This window comes from Bradyrhizobium genomosp. III (genome assembly GCF_000261705.1).
Classification (GTDB): domain Bacteria; phylum Pseudomonadota; class Alphaproteobacteria; order Rhizobiales; family Xanthobacteraceae; genus Bradyrhizobium; species Bradyrhizobium ottawaense.
Genome location: NZ_AJQF01000100.1, coordinates 1 through 5,548 on the forward strand (window position 1 = coordinate 1; position 5,548 = coordinate 5,548).

The following is a 5,548-nucleotide window of genomic DNA, read 5'->3' on the forward strand; positions in this document are numbered from 1 at the left end:
GCCGAAGGAGGTGTTGATCCATTCGGAGGCAAAATCCGGATAAAGGTCGGCGAGATCGGACATCTTGTTGCATCCTTGAGAGGTCAGTCGGGGCCTGCCCCCGACACCTAAAATTGCGAAAACAACCCCATGCACAGTACCGGTATCATCATCGGGGTCAGTAAGCCCCGCGACTGATTACACATTCTGGGGTGCACATGTGGCCATCCGGTGACGACGACCGCGCCAAGCTAGCTCTGGACGAGCCCTCGCTCAGCCCTTGGCCTTCTCCGCCTCCACCGCCTGCCAGCCGATGTCGCGGCGGCAGAAGCCCTCGGGCCAGCTGATGCGGTCGACGGCCTGATAGGCGCGGGCCTGGGCCTCCGTCACGGTCTTGCCGAGCGCGCAGACATTGAGCACACGGCCGCCATTGGCGAGGATCGCGCCGTCCTTCTCGACCGTGCCGGCGTGGAAGATCTCGACGGTGTCCACCTTCGCCGCGTCATCGAGTCCGTCGATCCGCGTACCCTTCTGGTAGTCGCCGGGATAACCCTTCGCCGCCATCACCACCGTGAGCGCGGAGTCCGGATGCCAGCGCAGATCGAAATTCTTCAGCTGGCCGTCGCAGGCGGCGAGGAAGGCCGGCACGATGTCCGACATCATGCGCAGCATCAGCACCTGGCACTCGGGATCGCCGAAGCGGACGTTGAACTCGAACAGTTTTGGCCCCTGCGTCGTCAGCATGATCCCGGCATAGAGGATGCCGCGGAACGGCGTGCCGCGCTGCTTCATGCCTGATACCGTCGGCAGGATGATCTTGGCCATGATCGCGTCGTGGATCCCCGGCGTGACCAAAGGCGTCGGCGAATAGGCGCCCATGCCGCCGGTGTTCGGCCCGACGTCGTGGTCGAACACGCGCTTGTGGTCCTGGGCGGAGGCCAGCGGAATCGCCGTCTCGCCGTCGCACAGCGCAAAGAAGCTGATCTCGCGGCCCGGCAAGAACTCCTCGATCACGACTTCAGTGCCGGCCTCGCCGAAAGCGCCCTCGAACATCATGGCGATGGCGTCCTCGGCCTCGCGCACGGTCTTGGCGACGACGACGCCCTTGCCGGCGGCGAGCCCGTCGGCCTTCACGACGATCGGCGCGCCCGTGCTCTGCACGTAGGCACGCGCGTCATCGGCGTTGGTGAAGCGCTTGTAGGCGCCTGTGGGAATACCGAACTCGGTGCAGAGCGCCTTGGTAAAACCCTTGGAGCTTTCGAGCTGGGCGGGGATCTTGCTCGGGCCGAACGCCTTGATGCCGGCAGCGGCGAGATCGTCGACGAGGCCGGCCGCCAGCGGCGTCTCCGGCCCGACCACCACGAGCTCGACCTTGTTCGTCTTGCAGAAGTCGATCACCGCGGCATGGTCGGCGATATCGAGCGCCACGCATTCCGCCTCCCGCGCGATGCCGGCATTGCCGGGCGCGCACCAGAACCTGGTCACCAGGGGGGAAGCCGCGATCTTCCACGCCAGGGCATGTTCGCGGCCGCCGGAACCGAGCAGGAGAATGTGCATCGAAGGCTCAGAATGAAGGATTTGCTGGGGGCGGAGGTCGCACGAATCGGCTCGCGTCTCAAGGGGCTTGTCCCGAACTCCCCGCCATTCAATCTGCCCGTCATTCAGGGTACGCCCGCTCGGACCACGACTTTTCGCCGTGCGCACGATCAGGTACACGGTCTGCCGTCCCACAGCGCGCTTGCCGGGGCGGATCGTACAAGGGCTGATGGATGAACCCTGAGAAGCTGCAGCCGGGCGCTCCGGCCCTGGAGAAGGGACTGGACCTGTTGGAAGCGCTGGCGGGCGCGTCGCGCGGGCTCAGCCAGAAGCAGCTCGCCGAGTGCGTCGGCCGCTCCGTCAGCGAGATTTTCCGGATGCTGGTGGCGCTGGAGCGCCGCGGCTATGTCGCGCGGGACCCGGCGACCGGCGAATACACGTTGACGCTGAAACTGTTCCGGATCGCCTCGCAATTCCCGCCGACCGAGCGGCTGCTGAAGGCGGCGCTGCCGGTGATGGAGCAGCTCGCTTCCCGCGTGCAGTTGTCTTGCCACCTCACGGTGTTGCACGGCGAGCAGTTCATGGTGATTGCCCGCATCGAGCCGGAATGGTTGATGGGCTGGTCGGTCAAGGTGGGAGCAGTATTTCCCCTCACCCAGCAATACGCTTCTGCGAAGGTCCTGGCCGCATTTCAGCTCGAAGGCCGGCGCCAGGAGCTTGCCCATGTCATCGCTGAACACGATCGCATCAGCGCCAAGAAGGCGCTGGCAGCGCTCGACCGCATTTCCTCGGAGGGAGGAAACTTCTCCAATGACGACGGCTACACGCGCATCCTGGCCTATAGCTGCCCGATCATCGAAGCCTCCGGCCGCGCGGCCGCCGCATTGACCGTTCCACTGGTGAGGCAGGATCGGATTCCCGCGAACGAAGCCGACACCATTGCGGCCGAGCTGCGCAGCGCCGCCAGGATCGTTTCCGAGAAGATCGGCGGCGTCGCTTAAGCGACCGTGGTACCGCCGTCGACGACCCAGGCCGCACCGTTGACATGCGCGGCCTCGTCGGAGGCCAGAAACGCCACGATATTGGCGACATCCCGCGGCCGGCCATGAACAACCGCGCCGTTTCGGCGCAACGAAACGGCGTTATCGCGCGCCTGTCCCTCCAATTCCCGGATCATGCGCGACTCGATCGGTCCGGGGAGAACGGCATTGACCCTAATGCCGGTCCCGCTCACCTCGAGCGCCGCCGTCCGCGTCAGTCCAAGCACCGCGTGCTTGGACGCGACATAGCCGGCGAGCCCCGCACGCCCGCGGATCGCCGACGTCGACGCCGTATTGATGATCGCGCCCGCGCCACGTTGCGTCATTCGTGCAAGCACATGCTTGAGGCCGAGAAAGACCCCCTTCACGTTGACCTGCAGCAGCCGATCAAATGTCTCGTCGGGATATTCGTGGAGAGGAGCGACAACGCCCTCGATGCCTGCATTGTTGGCGAATATGCCGATCGGCCCCAACTCTGCTTCGACCGTTTCGACGAAGGCCGCCGTATCGAGGGCACTGGAGACATCGGCGCGGATGGCAAGCGCCCTCACGCCGGCGTCCTCGACAAGGCGCGCACTGGCGTTTGCCGCCACTTCATCGCGGTCGACGATCGCGACCGCAGCGCTCATCTGCGTCAACCTCAGCGCAATGGCCCGACCAATATCGCCCCCGCCGCCGGTGACGAGCGCCACCGGCCGCCGGTCATTTGCGGTCATGATTTCAGGAACTCGCAGCCGCCCTCCTCCAGAGGCCGCCAGGCCTCGGACGGTGCAATGGTCTTGACCAGCTTGTAGTAATCCCAGGGCTGCTTGGATTCCGCGGGCGTCTTCACCTCGAACAGATACATGTTGTGCAGCTTGCGACCGTCAGCCCGCACGCTGCCCTTGCCGAACAGGGGATCATCGGTCGGCAGCTTCTTCATTTGTTCGACGACGGCCTTGCCGTCGCTGGAAGCGCCGAGCGCATCGACCGCCTTCAGGTAATGCAGGGTCGTCGCGTAGGCACCGGCATGCAAAGCGGTCGGGTAGCGGCCGTTGTTGCGCGGTGCAAACCGTTTGGTCCAGGCGCGGGTATCCTCGTTCAGGTCCCAGTAGAAGGATTCGGTGAACTGCAGCCCCTGCGCGATCTTGAGGCCGAGCGAATGCACATCGCTCAGATAGAGCACCGTCGCAACCACGCGCTGGCCGCCCTGCGGAATACCGAACTCCACCGCCTGCTTGATGGAATTGATGGTGTCGCCGCCGGCATTGACCAACGCGATGATTTCCGCCTTCGAAGCCTGGGCCTGCAGCAGGAAGGAGGAGAAGTCCTGTGTATTGATCGGCGTACGCACCCCGCCGAGGATCTTTCCGCCGAATTTCTGCACGACATTCTTGATGTCGCCTTCCATGGCGTGGCCGAACGCGTAGTCCGCAGTCAGCAGGAACCAGCTCTTGCCGCCACTCTCGACCACCGCGCGCGCAACGCCCGACGAGAGCGCATAGGTATCGTACGTCCAGTGCACGAGATTGGGCGAGCAGGACTTGCCGGTCAGATCGGACGAGGAGGCGCCCGATACCAGCAGCGTCTTGTTGTTCTGCTGCACGACGCTGCGCACCGCGAGTGCGACGGCTGAATTCGGCGCATCGACAATGACGTCGACACTCTGGCGATCGATCCACTCGCGCGCGATGTTGGCGCCAAGATCGGCCTTGTTCATGTGGTCGCCGCTGATGACTTCGATCGGTCGGGTCATCTTGTGAGCCGAGGCCTGAAAATCCTCGACCGCCATTTTGGCTGCCAGCAGCGAGCCCGGGCCGGTGACATCGGCATAGAGGCTGGACATGTCCGTCAACACGCCGATCCGAAGCGGCTTTGCCTCCTGCGCCTGCGCACCGAGGCCCGTCATGCCCAACGCAAGGCCGCCGGCGCCGGCCAACAGTCGGCGGCGGCTTACACGATATTGTCCTGCCATGTCCGAACCCTCCCTTGCTTTGCCCGCGCTTTCCGCGCGCTATTAGCCGCCCGCACGTACATCGCGCGCAGGCTGATCTTTTGTTTACGGGGTAAGCCGCTCGATGAGCCGCCGGTCCTCGACCTCGAACCCGCCGCCATAGACGTCCGACACCATGAAATGCGCGCCGAGGATTTCCGGATTCAGTTCGGCGATGGGATCGTACGCGCTGGCGTGCAGGGTCATGGAGGCGCGGCCCGGCACCGGCTTGGAGTATTTCAATGGCGTGCGGCGATAGACGATGTCGGCATAGGCCGTGCCAAGCCGCTCGGGATGCGGCAAGCGGCGCACGTGGATTTCACCGGCCGGCAGCTCATCGCCGTCGACGATCCTGACGACCGGTGCGGACGCGTCAGGCGTGAAGGAGAAATCGGCAAGTGAAATGCCGCGACGACGGACCCACCCGGTGATTGATCCGTCCGGATGCTCATCGAAGGCGTAGTGGGTATCCTTCTTGGTGTAGCCGAACACCTCGCGCCCCGCGCAGATCCCCATGGGATCGCTGCAATACATGAAGATATGCGTCTCGGTGAACAGCCCGTTGTAGCGCACCGGCACCGAGATCATCAGATCGAACATCTCTCCGGCGTGCACGGCCAGGGAATGGCCGGGCGAGCGCATGAAGCGGAAAGCGACGCGATCGCTCGCGATCTCGAACGGCGTGTCGGCAAGCAGTGTTGAGACCTTGCCCGGGGCGACGCGGGTCATGATCTCGACGGTGCGCAAGGTGCAGCCCCACTCCACCGGATAGGCCGGCGAATAGGGCGGATTGACCCCGCTGTTCGGCTTGAGCCGGTATTCGCCAAACACGCGCCGACGCGGATCGTCGGGATCGGTGATCACATCGCTCATCGGCTCGGCTCGCTCTGTTTTTATATATGATTTTATAATTGCATATATGAAATTAAGGCTGAGTCAAGCCGCGGCTTTCCGACCGCATGCGAGGCTCGCACGGTCGCGCGAGCATGGCGGTCTCCGGCAAGGCTTCGGCTGGCAGCCT

At 64.2% G+C, this 5,548-nt stretch carries 5 protein-coding genes; 1 reads left to right on the forward strand and 4 read right to left on the reverse strand.

The genetic code is table 11. The features are described from left to right. Positions 1–252: 252 nt before the first annotated feature. Positions 253–1,536, reverse strand: coding sequence for a phosphoribosylamine--glycine ligase (purD, locus tag IC66_RS0109755; protein ID WP_038947489.1), 1,284 nt, complete (start codon positions 1,534–1,536; stop codon positions 253–255). 212 nt (positions 1,537–1,748) lie between these two features. Here purD and IC66_RS0109760 point away from each other — a divergent pair, with 212 nt between their 5' ends. After that, positions 1,749–2,516, forward strand: coding sequence for an IclR family transcriptional regulator (locus IC66_RS0109760; RefSeq protein WP_049801865.1), 768 nt, complete (start codon positions 1,749–1,751; stop codon positions 2,514–2,516). On the opposite strand, the gene IC66_RS0109765 is transcribed toward IC66_RS0109760, so the two are convergent. The 3 genes from IC66_RS0109765 to IC66_RS0109775 form a co-directional block, all read right to left on the reverse strand. Further along, entirely contained in the window at positions 2,513–3,271 is a 759-nt protein-coding gene (locus IC66_RS0109765) for an SDR family NAD(P)-dependent oxidoreductase (protein WP_028140123.1), read from the reverse strand. The two genes, IC66_RS0109760 and IC66_RS0109765, sit on opposite strands and share 4 nt — an antisense overlap. Beyond that, positions 3,268–4,443, reverse strand: a complete 1,176-nt coding sequence (locus IC66_RS0109770; protein WP_085971675.1) for an ABC transporter substrate-binding protein — start codon at positions 4,441–4,443, stop codon at positions 3,268–3,270. Before IC66_RS0109770 ends, IC66_RS0109765 begins: the two co-directional genes overlap by 4 nt. Before the next feature lie 150 nt (positions 4,444–4,593). Then, complete coding sequence (locus IC66_RS0109775; protein ID WP_197742267.1) at positions 4,594–5,400, reverse strand: acetoacetate decarboxylase family protein; 807 nt, start codon at positions 5,398–5,400, stop codon at positions 4,594–4,596. Between the last annotated feature and the right edge of the window lie 148 nt (positions 5,401–5,548).

Coding starts and splice junctions, on each gene's coding strand:
- purD (WP_038947489.1), bottom strand. CDS start 1,536: ATGCACATTCTCCTGCTCGGTTCCGGCGGCCGCGAACATGCCCTGGCG.
- IC66_RS0109760 (WP_049801865.1), top strand. CDS start 1,749: ATGAACCCTGAGAAGCTGCAGCCGGGCGCTCCGGCCCTGGAGAAGGGA.
- IC66_RS0109765 (WP_028140123.1), bottom strand. CDS start 3,271: ATGACCGCAAATGACCGGCGGCCGGTGGCGCTCGTCACCGGCGGCGGG.
- IC66_RS0109770 (WP_085971675.1), bottom strand. CDS start 4,443: ATGACGGGCCTCGGTGCGCAGGCGCAGGAGGCAAAGCCGCTTCGGATC.
- IC66_RS0109775 (WP_197742267.1), bottom strand. CDS start 5,400: ATGAGCGATGTGATCACCGATCCCGACGATCCGCGTCGGCGCGTGTTT.